This is a genomic window from Trinickia sp. NRRL B-1857 (assembly GCF_050470685.1).
Taxonomy (GTDB): domain Bacteria; phylum Pseudomonadota; class Gammaproteobacteria; order Burkholderiales; family Burkholderiaceae; genus Trinickia.
Window position 1 is genome coordinate 3,451,800 of sequence record NZ_JBFLUK010000001.1, and the last position, 17,677, is coordinate 3,469,476.

Annotated in this window: 18 protein-coding genes; 7 read left to right on the forward strand and 11 right to left on the reverse strand. The window is 63.8% G+C overall.

The genetic code is table 11. The features are described 5' to 3' along the window. Position 1: 1 nt before the first annotated feature. The gene (locus tag AB1286_RS15470; RefSeq protein WP_430364087.1) at positions 2 to 1,435 is read right to left on the reverse strand and encodes an aminopeptidase P N-terminal domain-containing protein; all 1,434 of its coding nucleotides are present in this window, start codon (positions 1,433 to 1,435) and stop codon (positions 2 to 4) included. Positions 1,436 to 1,654: 219 nt separating this feature from the next. Between AB1286_RS15470 and AB1286_RS15475 the strand changes: the two genes are divergently transcribed. Further along, positions 1,655 to 2,278 carry a glutathione S-transferase family protein gene (locus AB1286_RS15475; RefSeq protein ID WP_430364088.1) on the forward strand — a complete coding sequence of 208 codons (624 nt, stop codon included), beginning with the start codon at positions 1,655 to 1,657 and terminating at the stop codon, positions 2,276 to 2,278. A gap of 37 nt (positions 2,279 to 2,315) precedes the next feature. Here AB1286_RS15475 and AB1286_RS15480 read toward each other — a convergent pair whose 3' ends face one another. The 3 genes from AB1286_RS15480 to AB1286_RS15490 form a co-directional block, all read right to left on the reverse strand. Next, positions 2,316 to 3,932, reverse strand: a complete 1,617-nt coding sequence (locus AB1286_RS15480) for an FMN-binding glutamate synthase family protein (RefSeq protein WP_430364089.1) — start codon at positions 3,930 to 3,932, stop codon at positions 2,316 to 2,318. Positions 3,933 to 4,016: 84 nt separating this feature from the next. Next, entirely contained in the window at positions 4,017 to 5,114 is a 1,098-nt protein-coding gene (gene mnmA, locus AB1286_RS15485) for a tRNA 2-thiouridine(34) synthase MnmA (RefSeq protein WP_430364090.1), read from the reverse strand. A 21-nt stretch (positions 5,115 to 5,135) separates the two neighbouring features. Beyond that, complete coding sequence (locus AB1286_RS15490; protein WP_430364091.1) at positions 5,136 to 5,621, reverse strand: NUDIX hydrolase; 486 nt, start codon at positions 5,619 to 5,621, stop codon at positions 5,136 to 5,138. A gap of 367 nt (positions 5,622 to 5,988) precedes the next feature. Here AB1286_RS15490 and AB1286_RS15495 point away from each other — a divergent pair, with 367 nt between their 5' ends. From AB1286_RS15495 to AB1286_RS15505, 3 genes are read left to right on the forward strand one after another with little or no spacing between them, the layout of a single operon-like run. Beyond that, a complete protein-coding gene (locus AB1286_RS15495) occupies positions 5,989 to 7,143 on the forward strand; it encodes a Re/Si-specific NAD(P)(+) transhydrogenase subunit alpha (RefSeq protein WP_430364092.1) in 1,155 nt (384 codons plus the stop codon). An 18-nt stretch (positions 7,144 to 7,161) separates the two neighbouring features. Beyond that, complete coding sequence (locus tag AB1286_RS15500; RefSeq protein ID WP_430364093.1) at positions 7,162 to 7,482, forward strand: proton-translocating transhydrogenase family protein; 321 nt, start codon at positions 7,162 to 7,164, stop codon at positions 7,480 to 7,482. Next, positions 7,483 to 8,937 carry an NAD(P)(+) transhydrogenase (Re/Si-specific) subunit beta gene (locus AB1286_RS15505; RefSeq protein ID WP_430364094.1) on the forward strand — a complete coding sequence of 485 codons (1,455 nt, stop codon included), beginning with the start codon at positions 7,483 to 7,485 and terminating at the stop codon, positions 8,935 to 8,937. Between the two features lie 88 nt (positions 8,938 to 9,025). On the opposite strand, the gene AB1286_RS15510 is transcribed toward AB1286_RS15505, so the two are convergent. The 7 genes from AB1286_RS15510 to AB1286_RS15540 all read right to left on the reverse strand — a co-directional run bounded on the left by AB1286_RS15510 (position 9,026) and on the right by AB1286_RS15540 (position 15,449). Next, a complete protein-coding gene (locus AB1286_RS15510; RefSeq protein ID WP_430364095.1) occupies positions 9,026 to 9,739 on the reverse strand; it encodes a helix-turn-helix transcriptional regulator in 714 nt (237 codons plus the stop codon). A gap of 24 nt (positions 9,740 to 9,763) precedes the next feature. Beyond that, positions 9,764 to 10,165, reverse strand: coding sequence for a VOC family protein (locus AB1286_RS15515; protein WP_430364096.1), 402 nt, complete (start codon positions 10,163 to 10,165; stop codon positions 9,764 to 9,766). Between the two features lie 203 nt (positions 10,166 to 10,368). Continuing rightward, positions 10,369 to 11,682: a THUMP domain-containing class I SAM-dependent RNA methyltransferase gene (locus tag AB1286_RS15520; RefSeq protein ID WP_430364097.1), complete on the reverse strand. Its 1,314-nt coding sequence runs from the start codon at positions 11,680 to 11,682 to the stop codon at positions 10,369 to 10,371. A gap of 57 nt (positions 11,683 to 11,739) precedes the next feature. Continuing rightward, a complete protein-coding gene (locus tag AB1286_RS15525; protein ID WP_430364098.1) occupies positions 11,740 to 12,447 on the reverse strand; it encodes a PqiC family protein in 708 nt (235 codons plus the stop codon). Continuing rightward, entirely contained in the window at positions 12,444 to 14,114 is a 1,671-nt protein-coding gene (locus AB1286_RS15530) for an intermembrane transport protein PqiB (RefSeq protein ID WP_430364099.1), read from the reverse strand. The genes AB1286_RS15525 and AB1286_RS15530 overlap by 4 nt, the downstream gene beginning before the upstream one ends. Continuing rightward, positions 14,107 to 14,775 (reverse strand): paraquat-inducible protein A, encoded by a 669-nt coding sequence (locus AB1286_RS15535; RefSeq protein ID WP_430364100.1) that lies wholly within the window; start codon positions 14,773 to 14,775, stop codon positions 14,107 to 14,109. Before AB1286_RS15535 ends, AB1286_RS15530 begins: the two co-directional genes overlap by 8 nt. After that, entirely contained in the window at positions 14,772 to 15,449 is a 678-nt protein-coding gene (locus tag AB1286_RS15540) for a paraquat-inducible protein A (RefSeq protein WP_430364101.1), read from the reverse strand. Before AB1286_RS15540 ends, AB1286_RS15535 begins: the two co-directional genes overlap by 4 nt. Before the next feature lie 266 nt (positions 15,450 to 15,715). Here AB1286_RS15540 and AB1286_RS15545 point away from each other — a divergent pair, with 266 nt between their 5' ends. From AB1286_RS15545 to AB1286_RS15555, 3 genes are all read left to right on the forward strand, one after another. Next, positions 15,716 to 16,312, forward strand: a complete 597-nt coding sequence (locus tag AB1286_RS15545) for a cytochrome b (protein ID WP_430365080.1) — start codon at positions 15,716 to 15,718, stop codon at positions 16,310 to 16,312. Between the two features lie 34 nt (positions 16,313 to 16,346). Next, on the forward strand, positions 16,347 to 16,913 hold the full coding sequence (locus AB1286_RS15550) for a YceI family protein (protein WP_430364102.1): 567 nt from the start codon (positions 16,347 to 16,349) through the stop codon (positions 16,911 to 16,913). Between the two features lie 154 nt (positions 16,914 to 17,067). Beyond that, positions 17,068 to 17,583, forward strand: a complete 516-nt coding sequence (locus AB1286_RS15555) for a YceI family protein (protein WP_430365081.1) — start codon at positions 17,068 to 17,070, stop codon at positions 17,581 to 17,583. Positions 17,584 to 17,677 lie beyond the last annotated feature (94 nt).

Consider the following 17,677-nt stretch of genomic DNA (forward strand, 5'->3'; position numbering starts at 1 on the left):
CTCAAGCTGCCGCCGACGGTTGCCGGCCTTCTCGCATCAGCGCTTCGATCGCATCGGCTTCGACCGGCACGTCGCGCGTGATGAGGACGCATCCGTCCTCGGTGACGATCGCGTCGTCCTCGATGCGGATGCCGATGTTCCAATATTGCTCGGGCACGTCCGGCGCGGCCCGCACGTATAGGCCCGGTTCGATCGTCAGCGCCATCGACGGGCGCAGCGTCCGCCACGGCAACGCACCCGACGCATCGGGCAGGGCGGTGCGCTCGCGGTAATCGCCGCAATCGTGTACGTCCATGCCGATCCAGTGGCCCGTGCGGTGCATGTAAAAGCGCGAATAGGCGCGCTCGGCGACGACATCCTCGACCGACCCGAACTTGGTGCGATCGACGATGCCCGTATCGAGCAACCCCTGCGCCAGCACACGGACGGCCGCGTCGTGCGGCGCCTCGAAACTCACGCCCGCGCGCGTCGCGTCGATGGCCGCCTGTTGCGCGGCCAGCACGATGTCGTACAGCTCGCGCTGCGCCGGCGAGAACCGGCCGTTCGCCGGGAACGTGCGCGTAATGTCGGATGCATAGCCGTCGAGCTCGCAAGCCGCATCGATAAGGATCAGATCGCCGTCGCGGGCAATGGCGTTGCCGGCCGGGTAGTGCAATACGCAGGCATTCGCGCCGGCGGCGACGATGGAGCCGTACGCGGGCGCTTGCGCGCCGTTGCGGCGGAACGTATAGAGCAGCTCCGCCTCGAGCTCGTACTCGCGCATGCCCGGACGGCATATCTGCATCGCGCGCCGGTGCGCCTGCGCGGAGATGCGCGCGGCTTGGCGCATGACGGCGAGCTCGTGCTCGTCTTTGACGAGCCGCATGTCGTCCAAGATCGGCTGGATGTCCACAAGCCGCGCCGGCGCGGCGACGCCGCTGCGGCTTTGCGCACGCACCGCGTCGAGCCAGCGCCGCACCTGGCCGTCGAACTCGCTCGAGCGGCCGAACGCGTAGAACAACGCCGGCGCGTCGGCGATGAGGCGCGGCATTTGCGCGTCGATCTCCTCGATCGGGAACGCCGCGTCGAATCCGAACGCCTCGCGGGCAGCTTCGGGGCCGTAGTGGAAACCTTCCCACGTCTCGCGCTCGGCGTTTTTCGTCCGGCAAAAGAGAATCGACGCGGGCTCGCCTGCCTGCGCGGTCGCATCGAGGACGATGAACGACTGCGGCTCGGCGAATCCGCTCAAATGGTAAAAATAGCTGTCGTGCCGATACGGATACTCGGTATCGCGGTTACGCAGCGCTTCGGGTGCCGTCGGCACGAGCGCGACGCCGCCCCCGGCGGCGCGCATGGCGGCGAGCAGGCGCTCGCGGCGGTCTTGATAGACGGAGACGGCGATGGGGGATTCGGTCGGCGTATTCATCGTGCGATTGTACTGCTCAATGGGGCGCATTTCGCACCGGCTCGGCTTGTCCGACCGATATCATGGCGGGGCCGATACGCCGTTTCCGGCTCCGGCGACGTTATACTCTTTCTCGCACTTCACAAAGGCCCCCCGAATCGACCCGCACGCGAAGCCGTTGCCGGCGTCGCGTGGGCGTGCCGCGCGCACGACGCGGTGGACGCGAAATCCGTTTCCGGGTGGCCTGGCGTTTTCTTGAGAGAAAGGCAGATGATGAAATTAATCGGTTCGCTCGCGAGCCCCTACGTCCGCAAGGCGCGGATCGTGCTCGCCGAAAAGAAGATCGACTATCAATTCGTGCTCGAAGATGTCTGGTCGCCAGAGACGACCATTCATACGTTCAATCCGATCGGCAAGGTACCGTGCCTTGTCATGGAGGACGGGGAGGCCGTATTCGATTCGCGTGTCATTTGCGAGTACGTCGATACGCTTTCGCCCGTCGGCAAGCTGATCCCGCAGTCGGGCCGGGAGCGCGTGGAAGTGCGCTGCTGGGAAGCGCTCGCCGACGGCATGCTCGACGCCGCCGTGCTCATTCGTTTGGAAGGCACGCAGCGCGAGGCGTCGCAACGCAACGACGATTGGCTCGCGCGTCAGCGGCGCAAGATCGAAGAGGGTCTCGTGGCGATGTCGCAGGGGCTAGCCGGCAAGCCGTGGTGCGCCAACAATCACTATTCGCTAGCCGACGTGGCCGTCGGCTGCGCGCTCGGGTATCTGGACTTCCGAATGCCCGAGCTGAACTGGCGCGAGAAATATCCGAATCTCGACAAGCATTTCGGCAAGCTTTCGCAACGCCAGTCGTTTATCGACACCCTTCCCAACGTCCAACCGACCTAACGGCGTTGCCGCTTGGGTTCTAGCCTTTCGTCCGTGCTCACGCCGTCGTAAGCGGCGCGAGCGCTTTGGGCGAAAACGAATCGCTATCCGCGAGCGGCCACCATTTTTCGTAGAGCGAGTACCGGTAGTTGCCGTTCACGAGGTCGTTCGGCTCGAGATACTTGAGCAATTCCGACATCAATTGCACTTCGTGGGACGAGACGCGTCGCACGATGTGGTGAGCGCGCAACTGCGACGGATGCGCGAGGCCGGCGGCTTGCACGATTTCTTGTAGTGCGTGCAGCGTATTGCGATGGAAGTTGAATACGCGTTCCGACTTGTCGGGCACGACGAGCGCGCGTTGGCGAACGGCATCTTGCGTCGCGACGCCCGTCGGGCAGCGTCCCGTATGGCACGTTTGCGCTTGGATGCAGCCGACGGCGAACATGAAGCCGCGGGCGGAGTTGATCCAGTCGGCGCCGATCGCGAGCGTACGCGCGATGTCGAATGCGGTGATCATCTTGCCGCTTGCGCCGATACGGATCTTATCGCGCAGGCCGACGCCTACGAGCGTGTTGTGCACGAGCAAGAGGCCCTCTTGCAGCGGCACGCCGATGTGGTCCGTAAATTCCAGCGGCGCCGCGCCCGTGCCGCCTTCCGCGCCATCGACGACGATGAAGTCGGGCACGATGCCCGTCTCGAGCATGGCCTTCGCGATCGCGAAAAACTCCCACGGATGACCGATGCATAGCTTAAAGCCGGTCGGCTTGCCGCCCGAGAGCGTGCGCAGCCGGTCGACGAATTCGAGCAGGCCGCGCGGCGTCGAAAATGCGCTGTGCGAGGCCGGTGAGATGCAGTCTTGGCCCATCGGCACGCCGCGCGCCTCGGAGATTTCGGGCGTGACCTTCGCGGCCGGCAGCACGCCGCCGTGGCCCGGCTTCGCGCCTTGCGAGAGCTTCACCTCGATCATCTTCACCTGAGGATCGCGCGCTTGGTGCGCGAATTTTTCGGCGCTGAAGGTGCCGTCGTCGTTGCGGCAGCCGAAGTAACCGGAGGCGATTTCCCAAATAATGTCGCCGCCGTGCTCGCGGTGGTATTTCGAGAGGGAGCCTTCGCCCGTGTCGTGTGCGAAGCCGCCTTTTTTCGCGCCGAGGTTCAGCGCCCGGATCGCGTTCGCCGAGAGCGAGCCGAAGCTCATCGCCGAGACGTTGAAAATCGACATCGAGTACGGCTGCGCGCGGTCGGGGCCTACGACGATGCGAAAGTCGTGCGAGGGAAGCTTGGTGGGGGCGAGCGAATGGCTAATCCATTCGTGCGCGACCGCTTTGACGTCGAGTTCGGTGCCGTACGGGCGGCTATCGGGTTCGTTCTTCGCGCGCTGATAGACGATGCTACGTTGCGCGCGCGAGAACGGCTTCTCCTCGGTATCGTCCTCGACGAAATATTGGCGAATTTCGGGGCGAACGAATTCGAAGAAAAAGCGCAGATGGCCCGCGATCGGATAGTTGCGCAAGATGCTGTGACGCTCTTGACGCAAATCGAATAGGCCTAGCGCGATCAATGCAGCCGGCACGAGCAGCCAAAGCCAGGAAATCGTGTTGTGCGCGGCGAGCGCCGCGCAGACGAGCGCGAGCAGCAAGGCGCACCAGATCGCGAAATAGCGACGGGAAAACATGGGCAAACTCCTGAACGGCGAACGCCGCTGGCGCGGAGGTTGCCGGAATCGAAAAGATGCGCCAGTTTAATCGGGAACGATCGGCTATGGCGCCGATTCGATGATGCCGCCGCCGAGACAAATGTCGCCGTCATAGAGCACGGCCGATTGCCCCGGCGTGACCGCCCACTGCGGCTCATCGAACGAGAGCGTGAAGCGTTCGCCTTCGTCGCCGGGCTCGAGCGTGCCGAATATACAAGCGGCGTCGGCTTGCCGGTATCGCGTCTTCGCCCCGAAGCGGGTACCCGGCTCGGGTGCGCCGCCCGCTACCCAACTCGTGTTCCCCGCGACCAGCGTGCGCGAGAGCAGCCAATCGTGATCGTGGCCTTGCACCACGTAGAGGGTATTGCTCGCCATGTCCTTGCTCGCGACGAACCACGGCTCGCCGCTGCCCGATTTGCTGCCGCCGATGCCGATGCCCTTGCGCTGGCCGAGCGTATAGAACGCAAGGCCTACATGCTCGCCGACGATCTTGCCGTCAGGCGTTTTCATCGGTCCGGGCTTGGTCGGCAAATAGCGATTGAGAAATTCGCGGAACGGCCGCTCGCCGATGAAGCAAATGCCGGTCGAATCCTTCTTCTTGGCATTCGGCAGGCCGATCGACGCGGCGATCTCGCGTACTTGGGTTTTCGGAATCTCGCCGAGCGGAAACAGCGTTTTCGACAATTGCGCTTGATTGAGCCGGTGCAAGAAGTACGACTGATCTTTCGTCGAATCTTTTGCTTTGAGCAATTCGAAGCGGCCGTCGATCTCGCGCACGCGTGCGTAGTGGCCCGTTGCGATCGTTTCGGCGCCGAGCGCCATCGCGTGATCGAGGAACGCCTTGAACTTGATCTCGGCGTTGCAAAGGACGTCGGGATTCGGCGTGCGACCGGCGGAGTACTCGCGCAAGAATTCGGCGAACACGCGCTCCTTGTATTCGGCCGCGAAATTCACCGCTTCGACGTCGATGCCGATCAGATCCGCAACCGATACGACGTCGATCCAATCCTGCCGGGTCGAGCAGTATTCGCTATCGTCGTCGTCCTCCCAGTTCTTCATGAACAGGCCGACGACGTCATATCCCGATTGTTTGAGGAGCCACGCCGTCACCGACGAATCGACGCCGCCCGACATCCCCACCACGACTCTTTGCTTACTCATTGAACGAATGACCGACTGCGCTTACTTGCTATTGGGAGGCGCGACCGAGTGCGTATGCACGAAGTCGAGCGGAAAACGCCGGCCCGCGAGGTAATCCTCGACGGAGCGCATGACGAGCGGCGTGCGATGGCGTGCTTGCGAAGCGTGCAACTCCTCGGGCGTCAGCCACAGCGTGCGCACGATGCCGGCATCGAGCGCTTGGGGGGAAGCCGGCGCCGCGTGCCGCCCGCAGAACGTGAAACGCAGATAAGTGGCGCCGCTGCCGTCCGGCCGATCGATATGCGTCATGTAGACGCCGACGAGCGCCTGCGGCTCGAATACGAGCGCCGTTTCCTCGAGCGTTTCTCGCACGACGGCTTCGGTAAGCGACTCGCCCGATTCCAGATGCCCGGCCGGTTGGTTGATGCGCAAACCTTCGGACGTATGCTCCTCGACTAGCAGAAAGCGGCCCTCGTGCTCCACGACGGCGGCGACGGTGACGCGCGGCGTCCAGCGTTGTTGTTTCATGGCCGCCATTTTACCGGTTGGCGAGACCGGCTGCCCGCCGCATGGCCGCGTTCCACGTTTCCTTCCCGAGTAGAGCATTCACTTCGCTTATGGCACTCATTTTTATCGATTCGGGCGACTTCGGTTAAAGTGGCACTCGGCGCGGCGTTCGTCTCACTTAGACGTTCGGCCTGCGTTCCAAACCGTAGCACTGTTTGAATGGGCCCTTGCAGCCGGCCGCCGCCTGCCGCTTTGACGAGCGAGCGCAGCGTGCCCCCGCGGCCCAGCGTTTTCTTGCAGCCGTGTAATCGTATTCAAACGATGGAGTCGGCCCGGAAACGTCGGCCCCATCCTCGCGTCAATCACGAGCAGGTGAGGAGGATACAACGTGCACATTGGAGTGCCAGCCGAGACTCGCGCGCACGAAGCGCGCGTAGCCGCGACGCCCGAGACGGTGAAGAAGTACGTCCAAGCGGGTCATCGCGTCACCATCGAGCGCGGCGCGGGAGCGGCCGCCAGTTTCACCGACGACGCCTTTGCGTCCGTCGGCGCCGAGCTAGTCGAAGCCGACGCCGCATTTAGCGCCGATCTCGTCCTTAAGGTGCAATCGCCGAGCGAGTCCGAGCTTGCGTTCATGAAGCGCGGCACGGTGCTCGTGGGCATGCTCGAACCGTTCAATGCCGAGAACGCGGCACGCCTGGCCGGCGCCGGGATCACCGCGTTTGCGCTCGAGGCCGCACCGCGCACGACGCGGGCACAGAGCCTCGATGTGCTTTCCTCGCAAGCGAATATCGCCGGCTACAAGGCCGTGTTGCTCGCGGCCGACCTCTATCCGCGCTTCATGCCGATGCTGATGACGGCTGCGGGCACCGTGAAAGCCGCGCGGGTGCTGATTCTCGGCGCCGGCGTCGCGGGCTTGCAGGCGATCGCAACAGCCAAGCGCCTCGGGGCGGTGATCGAGGCGTCCGACGTGCGCCCGGCGGTGAAGGAGCAAATCGAGTCGCTCGGCGCCAAGTTCATCGACGTGCCTTACGAAACGCAGGAAGAACGCGACGCGGCCGAGGGCGTGGGCGGGTACGCGCGGCCGATGCCGCCGTCTTGGCTGGCCCGGCAGGCGGCGCAGGTGCACGAGCGCGCCAAGGTGGCCGACATCGTCATCACGACGGCGTTGATCCCGGGTCGCGACGCGCCGACGCTGCTCTCCAGCGAAACGGTGCAGGCGATGCGCCCAGGTTCGGTCATCGTCGATTTGGCCGCGGGGCGTGGGCCCGAATTGGCGGGTCTGCCCGGCGTGCGCGGGGGCAACTGTCCGTTGACCGAACCGGATAAGGTCGTGACCAAGCATGGCGTCATGATCGTCGGTCATACGAATCTGCCGGCGATGGTCGCGGCCGATGCGTCCTCGCTCTACTCGCGCAACGTGTTCGACTTCCTAAAGCTCATCGTCACCAAGGAAGGGCTGCTCAATATCGACCTGAACGACGACATCGTCGCGGCGACGTTGCTCGCCCGCGACGGCGCCGTCGCGCGCAAAGCGGCATAACGGACAAGGAACGATGCGATGGAAATCATCAATCACACCGTCATCAACCTGATCATCTTCGTGCTCGCCGTCTATGTCGGCTATCACGTGGTCTGGAACGTGACGCCCGCGCTGCATACGCCGCTGATGGCCGTGACCAACGCGATCTCGGCCATCGTCATCGTCGGGGCAATGCTCGCCACCGGGCTGACCGTCGGCGACCAGGCGAAATTCTTCGGCACGTTTGCGGTGCTGCTTGCGGCTGTGAACGTGTTCGGCGGCTTTCTCGTGACGCGGCGCATGCTCGAGATGTTCAAGAAGAAAGAACCGAAAAAAGCGGCGAAGAAGGAGGGTGCGTAAATGAGCATGAACGTCGTCACGCTGCTCTATCTGCTTGCGTCCGTTTGCTTCATTCAAGCGCTCAAGGGGCTGTCCAATCCGAAGAGCGCACGTGCGGGCAACGTCTTCGGCATGGCCGGGATGGCGATCGCGATCCTCACCACGATCGCGCTCATCGTCAAACAAGCGTCGCTGCTCGGTTCGAATCTCGCGCTCGGCTTAGGGTTGCTGTTCGCCGCGCTGGTAGTGGGCGGTGCGATCGGCGCTTTCGTCGCGGCGCGCGTCGAGATGACGAAGATGCCCGAACTCGTCGCGGCCATGCACTCGCTGATCGGTCTAGCGGCCGTGGCGATCGCATACGCCGTGGTGAGCGAGCCGGCCGCATTCGGCCTCGTGCCGCCCGATGCGCCCGACGTCGGTTTCCTGCCGTACGGCAATCGTATCGAGCTCTTCATCGGTACGTTCGTCGGCGCGATCACCTTTTCGGGCTCGGTCATTGCGTTCGGGAAGCTCTCGGGCAAGTACAAGTTCCGGTTGTTTCAAGGCGCGCCGGTGGTGTATCCGGGCCAGCACCTGATCAACCTGATGCTTGCGCTCGGCATGCTCGGCTTCGGCGTGATCTTCTTTCTCACGCAATCGTGGCTGCCGTTCATCATCATGACGCTCATCGCTTTTGCGCTAGGGGTGTTGATCATCATCCCGATCGGCGGGGCCGATATGCCTGTCGTCGTCTCGATGCTGAACTCGTATTCGGGTTGGGCGGCGGCCGGCATCGGCTTTTCGCTGAACAACGCGATGCTGATCATCGCGGGTTCGCTCGTCGGTTCGTCCGGGGCGATTCTGTCGTACATCATGTGTCACGCGATGAACCGCTCGTTCTTCAACGTGCTGCTCGGCGGTTTCGGCGCCGAGCCGGGCGCGCAGGCGGCCGGCGGCGCGGCGGAACAGCGGCCCGTGAAGTCCGGCTCGGCCGACGACGCATCGTTCATGCTCGGCAATGCCGAGTCGGTCGTGATCGTGCCCGGCTACGGTCTGGCGGTGGCGCGCGCGCAGCATGCGCTCAAGGAGCTCACGGACAAGCTCATCGAAAAGGGCGTGGACGTGCGCTATGCGATCCACCCGGTAGCGGGGCGTATGCCGGGGCATATGAACGTGCTGCTGGCGGAGGCCGAAGTGCCCTATGACCTCGTCTACGAGATGGACGACATCAACAACGAGTTCGGGCGGACGGACGTGGTGCTCGTGCTCGGTGCGAACGACGTGGTCAATCCGGCGGCGAAGAACGATCCGAAATCGCCGATCGCGGGCATGCCGATCATCGAGGCCTACAAAGCGCGCACGATCATCGTCAACAAGCGGTCGATGGCGGCCGGTTATGCCGGGCTCGACAACGAGCTGTTCTATATGGACAAGACGATGATGGTCTTCGGCGATGCGAAGAAGGTCATCGAGGATATGGTGAAGGCGGTGGATTGACGCTGGGCTGTCGGCCGTTGCGGGCGCAGCGGCCGATAGCAGGTTCCGAAAAAACGAGTTTGGCTCACGCGAGCGATGCCACCGTGCGCTACCGATCGGCCCGTGCGAAAGACCTGCGATCGGAGGGGGCTTCGACTTGGCGCAGGTAATCGGCGAGCCGCCGTCCTTCCATGTCGGGAAACGGCTCGTGCTCGGCGACTTGGGTCATGTTCGCGATATCGAAGTTGCGAAAGTCGCCGCGCAGCTCGCACCAGGCACCCACCGTCCACCGCCCACCCCAATAGACGAGGCTCAGCGGCCAGATGCGCCGCTCGGTATTCGCACCAAGCCGGTCTCGGTAGGCGAAACTGACGACATGGCGCGTGTCGACCGCCCGATGCAGCGTGTCCACTTTCTCCGAAAACGCCCGATCGATGTGGAACGACGGCGCAAAAACGGCGAGCCGATCGAGCGTCGCGCGCTTATCGGCCGGCATGGCCGAGGCCACTTTCGCCAGCGCGCTGCGGGCACCGCCCGCAAGCGCGGCGCCGCCCCAAGTCTCGATCATCCTCGCGCCGGCCGCGAGCGCCGCCAATTCCTCAGCCGTAAATGTCAGCGGCGGAAGACTCGCCGAGCGGCTCAGCCGATAACCGATACCCGCTTCGCCCTCGATCGGCACGCCCGACAGTTGAAGATCGCGCACGTCGCGATAGACGGTGCGCTGCGAGACATGGAGCCACTCGGCCAATTGCTGCGCCGTCGTCAGGCGCCGGCCGCGCAGCAACTCCGCAATCTGAAAGAGGCGATCGGCGCGTCGGGTCATGGCGGCAGTGTATCAACGCAGCGATCAGCTCAGCGCGCGCGAGTGCAGACCGATGCGGTTGCCTTCCGGGTCGATGAAATACGCAATGAACCCGATTTCCTTCGGCAACTCGATGATCGATCCGTCGATCTTGCCGCCGGCTTGTTTGACGCGGTCGATGGTGGCTTGTAGCGTCGGCTCGGCGACGAGATAAATCGTCACGCCGTCGCCCGTTGCCGAGGGCCGCATCTCGCCGGGGTTGCAAATGATCGCCCCGCCCGTTGCGTCCTCCTCGCTCGAGAAGACGGCCATCGGCACGCCCCCGAACAGTTCGCGACGCATCGGCTGGTCGAGCGCGGCCTCGTAAAAACGCACGGCACGCTCGAAATTGAGCGCGGGAATTTCGAACCAGGAAATGGCGCGGGTGGCAGTGGCAGTAGCAGTCATGCGAGTCTCCGTCGAGGTGCGATTACAGGCTGGTTAAGGCGCCGGACAGCGCGTAGGACAGAGTGTGCGTCAGTGCTGCTGACACCGTTCTGTCAGCAGTCTGTCGCCTTTTTCGCGGGCACTGCCTACCGCGCGAAACTCGATGGACCGCCTATGTTGCACGTATCGATGAAACCGGCCCGGCTCTCGACGAAGAACGGGACCTAACCTTGCGGCTCTTGTGCGCCCGGCCGCGACTTCACGCTGCCCGAGACCAGATCGAAGCGGAACAGCCGGCATTCGAGCGCGCCGTTGAAAAGGGGTGTTTTTGCCGATTCGCGCAATCGCATTTGCCCCGGCAGCGAGCGGTCGGCTGTGAGGACGAAGGCGCGCCAGCCCGTGAAGCGCTGCTTGAGCGCGTCGCCGAAGGCGCGGAAGAATTCGCCGTCGGCGGCATCGGGTTGCGCGCGGCTGAACGACTCGGCGCCCGGATCGCGATTCCCCTGGCGCGGCTCGCGCACCTCGCCGCGCGGGCCGCGGCCGCGCACGGCGATACGCTCGCCGTACGGCGGGTTGGCCACGAGGATGCCGGGTTCGCCGGTCGGCGGCACGATGGCCCGGGCATCGAGCTGCTTGAGCCAGAGCGAGGGCACGCCCGCGCGCGCCAGATTCGTACGCGCCTTGTCGAGCATGTCGCCCGAAATGTCGCTGCCGAAAATCGGCAATTCGATCTTGTTCGCGTGAGCCTTGCGCTTCGCATCGAGCGCCTCGACCTTCATCGTCTGCCAGGCCGATACGTCGTATTGCTTGAGCTTTTCGAAACCGAAGCGCCGTTCGACGCCCGGCGCCACGCCGAGCGAGATCTGCGCGGCTTCCGCGACGAAGGTGCCGCTGCCGCACATCGGATCGTAAAGCGGCGTGCCGGGCGTCCATCCCGACAAACGCAAAATGCCCGCGGCCAGATTCTCGCGCAGCGGCGCTGCGCCTTTGTCCAGCCGCCAGCCCCGCTTGAACAGCGGTTCGCCCGACGTATCGAGGTACAGCGTGCACTGGGTCGCGGTGAGGAATGCGAACACGCGCACGTCGGGCTGCGCCGTATCGATGCTCGGCCGGGCGCCGCTCACGCTGCGCAGCCGATCGCAAACGGCGTCCTTCACGCGCAGCGTAGCGAACTCGAGGCTGCGCAGCGGCGACTTAATTGCGGTCAAATCCACGCGCAACGTCTCGTTGGCGGAAAACCAGCGTTCCCACGGTTGTTCGGCAGCCAGGGCGTAAATATCTTGCTCGCCGCGATAGGCGCGCTCCGCGATCTTCAGCAGAACGCGGCTCGCGATGCGCGAGTGCAAATTCGCCGCCATGGCGGCCGGCCAGCCGCCGCGGAAATGTACGCCCCCGGGGACCTGAGCGCCCACCTCGAAGCGCGAGGCGCCGGCCGTATCCGGCTGGCGCCCGGCAATCTCGGCGAGCTCCGCGGCGAGCGCGGCTTCGAGCCCGCGTGGGCAAGGGGCGAAGAAATCAAACGGCGTGGGGGAGGACATGGACGAAAACCGAGCGTGCAAAGGCGTCATTGTACGCGGCTGACGAAGGCGAACCCGTCACGGCGTGCCGTGGCTCGCGGCGGTGTTCGCCGCGCCGGTCGAACAATCGAATGCACCCGACGCCGTCACTCGTGCGCCGGACGCGAGCGCGCGCACGACCGACGCAATCGCATCCGAGAGTTCGCCGAGCGCGCGGCGGTGCCCGGCAACGAGCGCGTCATAACCCGCACCCACCGTTTCGCGCTGAACGGTCCGGCACGTCACCAGCGCTTGGGTGCGCAGCGAGCGCACGCTCCAGACGGAATCGAGCACCGTATGCGAGCCCGGCCACGACTCGAATCGGCTGACGTTCACCGCAATGCGGTACACCGGCACGTTGTCGGGGTGCGGCGAACCGAAGACGTCGAAGGTGCCGAGCGTCGTCGCCAGGTCGGCCGATAGCGCGCGGCGTATTTCGTCGGCCGGCAGCGATGCCCAGCGTTCTTGTTCGAGTACGTCCACGCGCGTCGCGCTTTCGTTCACGACGAATTGATTGCGCGCGACCCCGGCTGGGACGTCGACCGTCGGAACCTCGATCAGAAACGCAGGGGATGTCGTTGCCGCTTGCGCGGCCGTGCGCTCGACCGGGCTTGCGCCGCTAAGCGTATAAAAGCGGTTCGACGGAGACGAGGCACAGCCGCTCGTGAGCGCCGTGCCGATCAACGCGGCGCACAGGGCGATCGAGGCGAGCGGGCAGCCGAAAGGTGCGAATCGTTGACGCTTCATGGTTGGGTCTGGTCCTTGGCTTTGCCGCGCAACAGCGATTCGGGGTGACGCTCGAGGTAGTCGGCGAGCGCATTGAGCGTTTGCAGCGTTTGCGTCAACTGCGTGAGCGCTTGATGCATGTCCGATTGCAATGGCGAGTCTTGCTGCAACGTGGACTGCGCCGCGCCGAAGGTGCGCTGGGCGGCGGCCAGCGTCTCGCGTGCTTGCGGCGCGAGCTGCGTATCGAGCTGCTTGAACAGGCCGTTCGCGCTTTGCAGCGTACCGTTCAAATTCTTGCTGATCTGATCGAACGGGATTTGATCGAGCTTTTTCGCGATATCCGCCACTTGTACTTGCAGTTCCTCGAGCGTGTTCGGCACCGTCGGCAACTCGACCGGGGTGCGCTCGACGTTGAAGGTGACCGGCGCGGCTTTCGGGAAGATATCGAGCGCGACGTAGAGCTGGCTCGTCAGCAAATTGCCCGTGCGTAACTGCCCGCGCAGCCCATGCTTGACGAGCGTGCTCAGGAGCTGCTTGCCGGCCGATTCGCCGCCGTGCTCGATCGATTCGCGGAAGCGGCTGCCGAGGCGGTCGGGATAGAGGTTCATCGTGACGGGCATCGTGAAATCGCGCGCCTTCGGGTCGTACTTGATGCCGATGCCTGTGACTTCGCCCAGTTCGATGCCGCGGAAATCGACGGTCGCGCCGACCGACAACCCGCGTAGCGACTGGTTGAAGTTCATGACGACGGTGAGCGGCGGGCCGTCGGGCGCACGCATCGCATCGCTTTCCGTGCCGGCCAGATTGAACACGGTGTTGTCGGGCGCCTCGGCGCCGACGGGCTCGCCGGGCGGCGATTGGAAGGCAATGCCACCGACGATGACGGTCGCGAGCGACTGCGTGTTCAGCTTCAGGCCGCTCGAATCGAGGCGTAGATCGACGCCGCTCGCGTGCCACCAGCGCGAATTGATACCGACGTATTGATCGTAGGGGGCGTCGATGAACACGTCGATCGATACGCCGGTGCCGTCGCGATCGAGCGAGAACCCGACCACTTGTCCGACCTGCACGCGGCGGTAATAGATGGGCGAGCCGATGTCGATCGAGCCGAGCGAGGAGCCGTGCAGCGAGAAGCGCCGTCCTTTTTGATCGCCTGTTACGGCCGGCGGCTTTTCGAGCCCCACGAAATCGGATTGCGATTCGTGCGAGCGGCCCGCGTCGACGCCGATGTACGAGCCCGACAGCAGCGTGCCGAGGCCCGTCACGCCGCTCGTGCCGATGCGCGGCCGTACGATCCAAAAGCGCGTGTCTTCGACGGCGAAATCCTCGGCTTCTTTCGTGAGTTGAACCGATACGAGGACGCGCGAGTGATCGCGCGAGAGCCGGATTGTCTTGACGGAGCCGATGTCGACGTCTTTGTATTTGACCTTCGTTTTGCCGGGCTCGAGGCCCTCGGCCGTCGAAAAGCTGATCGTGATCGTGGGGCCGCGATCGACGATCGATTTGGCGACGAGCGCGATTCCGACGAGCGCCGCGATCAGCGGCACGAGCCAAACGAGCGACGGCAGCCAGCCTGCACGCGGCGCGGCGACGGGCTCGGGCAGATCGGGCGGCAACTCGGGCCCCTGCGGGGGGCCGCCGGCCGAGCCGCCGTTCGGGGAAGGAGGCTGTCCTTGCGGGCTAGTCATGGTCTCGTCCAGAAGCGTGAGGAGTACGGGTGTCCGCGCAATCCCAGATCAGGCGCGGATCGAATTGAAGGGCCGCCAGCATCGTCAGTACGACGACGCTGGCAAACGCGAGCGCGCCCCAGCCCGCCGTGATGACGGCCAGCGATTTGAAGCGAACGAGCGCGACGGTCAATGTCACGACGAAGACGTCGAGCATCGACCATCGGCCGATACGCTCGACGATGCGGTAAAGCTTGGTGCGTTCGAGCGGACGCCACGTGGAGCGCCGCTGCGTTGTCCAGGCGAGCAGGGCCAGCACGGACAGCTTGAGCATCGGCACCAAGATGCTGGCGACGAACACGATCACGGCGAGCGGCCAATCGCCCGACACCCAAAAGTAGACGACGCCGCTCATGATCGTGTCGTCCTCGTTCCCGAACAGCGATCTCGTATGGAGCACGGGCAGCAGATTCGCCGGGATATAGAGAATTGCGGCGGCGATTAACAGCGCCCACGTGCGCGAGATGCTATCGGGATTGCGCAAATGGAGCGTCGAGCCGCAGCGTTCGCACTGTGCCGGCGACCCAAGTCGGCCGGCGCTCGTCGCGGCGGCTCGCACTTGAACGTGGCCGCAGGCGTGACAGCCGATCATGCCCGCACGGGCGGCGCTTAGATACTTCATCGGGCTTGCGTGCTCCCGTTCGAGGCGCGTGCGCCCGGTTGCCGCGGCCCTGCCGCGCGCGCTTGCCGTGCGAGGAGGGTGTCGGCGATGTCCCAAAGGGCTCGCGGATCGAACATGACGACGACGGCCAGCATCAGCGTCAGCGCGCCGAACGCGAATAGCGCGGCCTCGGGAATGACGCGCGCGAGGCTCGTCATTTTGACGATGGTGACCAAAATGCCGAGCATGAGGACTTCGATCATGCCCCAGGGCCGCACGAATTGAATCGCTCTCAGCACGAGATTGAAGCCGGCCGGCACGACGCCGACGCGAATCGGCACGAGCACGTAAAGTAGGGCGGTCAACTCGATCAACGGAAAGAGAAAGGTCGAACAAAACACGGCGATCGCGACGAGTTCCATCCCTTCGTTCCATAGCGCGATGAGCGCGCCGATCAGCGTCGTTTGCGACGTGACGCCGTTCAGATCGAGCTCGACGATGGGAAAGGCCTGCGCGATCAAAAAGGTGAACAGCGAGGCGAGCGTCAGGGCGGTGATGCGTTCGAGCTGCACGGCGCTCGGACGATGCAAGACCGCGCCGCAACGCGGACAACGCGCACTTCCCTTTCCCGAATGACGCGGTTTTTGCAACAGTGCGTCGCAGTCGTGACATGCAATAAGTTCGTTTCGATTCATAAGCGTTGCATTTCGACTTCACTGACCGCGGTACCGATCCGGTGTCCGAAACGATGGCCGGCACCCCGCAAACCCGCGCCCATCTTACCAAATGGGGTGCCATCCGCTCATGCGGCGCATCGGCTCGAAGGCGCAATCAGGGGCGGCTCCCGCGACGGTACGGGCAACTTTCGCGCCACCGCGTGCCGTTCTGCCGTCGGACTGCCGCGCCGCAAGAACCGGCGGCTTGCGGTAGCATGGCGACGATTCAATTTCGTAGCATGGCGATGAGACACCGCGATTCCATTTCATTTTCCGACGAGGCCTATACGTCCACGGCAATCGGCCTGCATTGGCTCATTGCCGCATTGATGGTTTGCGGGTTTTCGCTTGGCTGGGTGATGACGAGCATTCACGGGTTCACGCCGGCCAAGTTGCGCTACGTGTCGTGGCACAAATGGATCGGCGTGACCGTATTCGCGCTCGCGGCATTGCGCATTGTCTGGCGCGCCACCCATCGCGCACCTTCGCTGCCGGCCGGCATGTCGTCTTGGCAGCGCGGTGCGGCGCATCTCGTTCACGTGCTTCTGTACGTGCTGATGATTGCTATTCCGATCACCGGTTACCTCTTTAGTTCGGCCTCGAACGTGCCCGTTGTGTATCTCGGCATCGTGCCGTTGCCGCGCATTATCGCGCCCGACCCGGCGCTCAAAGCCCTGTTCAAAACCGCGCACCTCGTCCTGAATTGGAGCTTGGCAGCGCTGGTGCTGGCGCATGTCGGCGCGGCGCTCAAACATCAATGGATCGATCGCGACGGTTTGCTGGCCCGCATGATCCCTTGGTTGAAAGCGCGACAAAGGCGGATCGATTTTAGACAGCTGTAAGAGAAGTGAAAGACGTCAACTGCGAAGGATCAAAATGAAAGCTTCGTTTTACCGTTATATGCTCGCCGCGTTCACCGCTGCTTCGATGGCCGCCTCGGGGATCGCCTTCGCGCAGGTCGATACGGCGAAAAGCACCGTTACCGCCACCTCCAAGCAGATGAACGTGCCCGTCGAGGGCAAGTTCAAGAAGTTCGACGCGAAGGTGAGCTTCGATCCGGCCAAGCCCGCAGCAGGCAGTGCGCAGTTGACGATCGACGTCGGCAGCTACGACCTCGGCGACGACAGCTACAACGAACAAGTGCGCGGCAAGGAATGGTTCGATACGAAGACATTCCCGAAGGCCACGTTCGTTTCGTCGGCGATCGCGCCGGCCGGCGCCGGTAAATATACGGTGACCGGCACGCTGACGATCAAGGGCAAAGCGCAGAACGTTTCGTTTCCCATGACGGTCGGCCAGCAAGGTGCCGCGCAAACGTTCGACGGCACGTTGCCCATTAGCCGCCTCAAATTCGACGTCGGCACCGGCGAATGGAAGGACACGTCGACCGTCGCCGACGAAGTCACGATCAAATTTCACATCGTCGTACCGAAGAAGTCATAAGCCGGGCACGGGAAGTCCCGCGTTTAGGCTTGTATCCGCATCGTTTGACGACCGCTTCGCGAAGCGGCTTTTCAGCAAGGAGAATCCATTGAACATTCGCACTCTCATCGCCGCCGCCGTTGCGGCCGCATCGATCGGTTCGTTGACGCCGGCCATGGCCGCCACGTATCAACTCGATCCCACCCACACGTACCCGAGCTTCGCCGCCGACCACTTCGGCGGATTGTCGGTTTGGCGCGGCAAGTTCACGAAGACGACGGGTACCGTGACGCTTGACCGTGAAAACAAGACCGGCAGCCTGGAAGTGACGATCAGCCCGGCATCGATCGATACGGGCAACGACAAACTCAACGAACACCTGCAAACGCCGGCGTTCTTCGACGTCGCCAAGTATCCGGAAGCGGTCTATAAGGGCACGCAAATCAAGTTCGACGGCGATAAGCCCGTCGAAGTGATCGGCACCTTGACGCTGCACGGTGTGACCAAGCCGGTCGACCTGAAGATCGAATCGTTCAAGTGCATGATGCATCCGATGCTCAAGCGGGAAGTGTGCGGCGTCGAGGCGCGTGCCGATTTCCAACGCGACGAGTTCGGTCTCGATTTCGGCAAGCAATATGGCTTCAACATGGATACGAAGCTCGAGATCCAGGCCGAAGGTATCAAGCAGTAAGCATCGTGCCGTCTCCGCTTCCGGCCAGCGAGGTCTCGTAGGTTCGCCACCTCTCAGCGCCGGAATCGAGCGCAAAACCGCCCGCAAGCATTTC

Bases quoted from the DNA above. Each gene is read 5' to 3' on its own strand.
- AB1286_RS15470 (WP_430364087.1), bottom strand. From the start codon at position 1,435: ATGCGCCCCATTGAGCAGTACAATCGCACGATGAATACGCCGACCGAA.
- AB1286_RS15475 (WP_430364088.1), top strand. From the start codon at position 1,655: ATGATGAAATTAATCGGTTCGCTCGCGAGCCCCTACGTCCGCAAGGCG.
- AB1286_RS15480 (WP_430364089.1), bottom strand. From the start codon at position 3,932: ATGTTTTCCCGTCGCTATTTCGCGATCTGGTGCGCCTTGCTGCTCGCG.
- mnmA (WP_430364090.1), bottom strand. From the start codon at position 5,114: ATGAGTAAGCAAAGAGTCGTGGTGGGGATGTCGGGCGGCGTCGATTCG.
- AB1286_RS15490 (WP_430364091.1), bottom strand. From the start codon at position 5,621: ATGAAACAACAACGCTGGACGCCGCGCGTCACCGTCGCCGCCGTCGTG.
- AB1286_RS15500 (WP_430364093.1), top strand. From the start codon at position 7,162: ATGGAAATCATCAATCACACCGTCATCAACCTGATCATCTTCGTGCTC.
- AB1286_RS15505 (WP_430364094.1), top strand. From the start codon at position 7,483: ATGAGCATGAACGTCGTCACGCTGCTCTATCTGCTTGCGTCCGTTTGC.
- AB1286_RS15510 (WP_430364095.1), bottom strand. From the start codon at position 9,739: ATGACCCGACGCGCCGATCGCCTCTTTCAGATTGCGGAGTTGCTGCGC.
- AB1286_RS15515 (WP_430364096.1), bottom strand. From the start codon at position 10,165: ATGACTGCTACTGCCACTGCCACCCGCGCCATTTCCTGGTTCGAAATT.
- AB1286_RS15520 (WP_430364097.1), bottom strand. From the start codon at position 11,682: ATGTCCTCCCCCACGCCGTTTGATTTCTTCGCCCCTTGCCCACGCGGG.
- AB1286_RS15525 (WP_430364098.1), bottom strand. From the start codon at position 12,447: ATGAAGCGTCAACGATTCGCACCTTTCGGCTGCCCGCTCGCCTCGATC.
- AB1286_RS15530 (WP_430364099.1), bottom strand. From the start codon at position 14,114: ATGACTAGCCCGCAAGGACAGCCTCCTTCCCCGAACGGCGGCTCGGCC.
- AB1286_RS15535 (WP_430364100.1), bottom strand. From the start codon at position 14,775: ATGAAGTATCTAAGCGCCGCCCGTGCGGGCATGATCGGCTGTCACGCC.
- AB1286_RS15540 (WP_430364101.1), bottom strand. From the start codon at position 15,449: ATGAATCGAAACGAACTTATTGCATGTCACGACTGCGACGCACTGTTG.
- AB1286_RS15545 (WP_430365080.1), top strand. From the start codon at position 15,716: ATGAGACACCGCGATTCCATTTCATTTTCCGACGAGGCCTATACGTCC.
- AB1286_RS15550 (WP_430364102.1), top strand. From the start codon at position 16,347: ATGAAAGCTTCGTTTTACCGTTATATGCTCGCCGCGTTCACCGCTGCT.
- AB1286_RS15555 (WP_430365081.1), top strand. From the start codon at position 17,068: ATGGCCGCCACGTATCAACTCGATCCCACCCACACGTACCCGAGCTTC.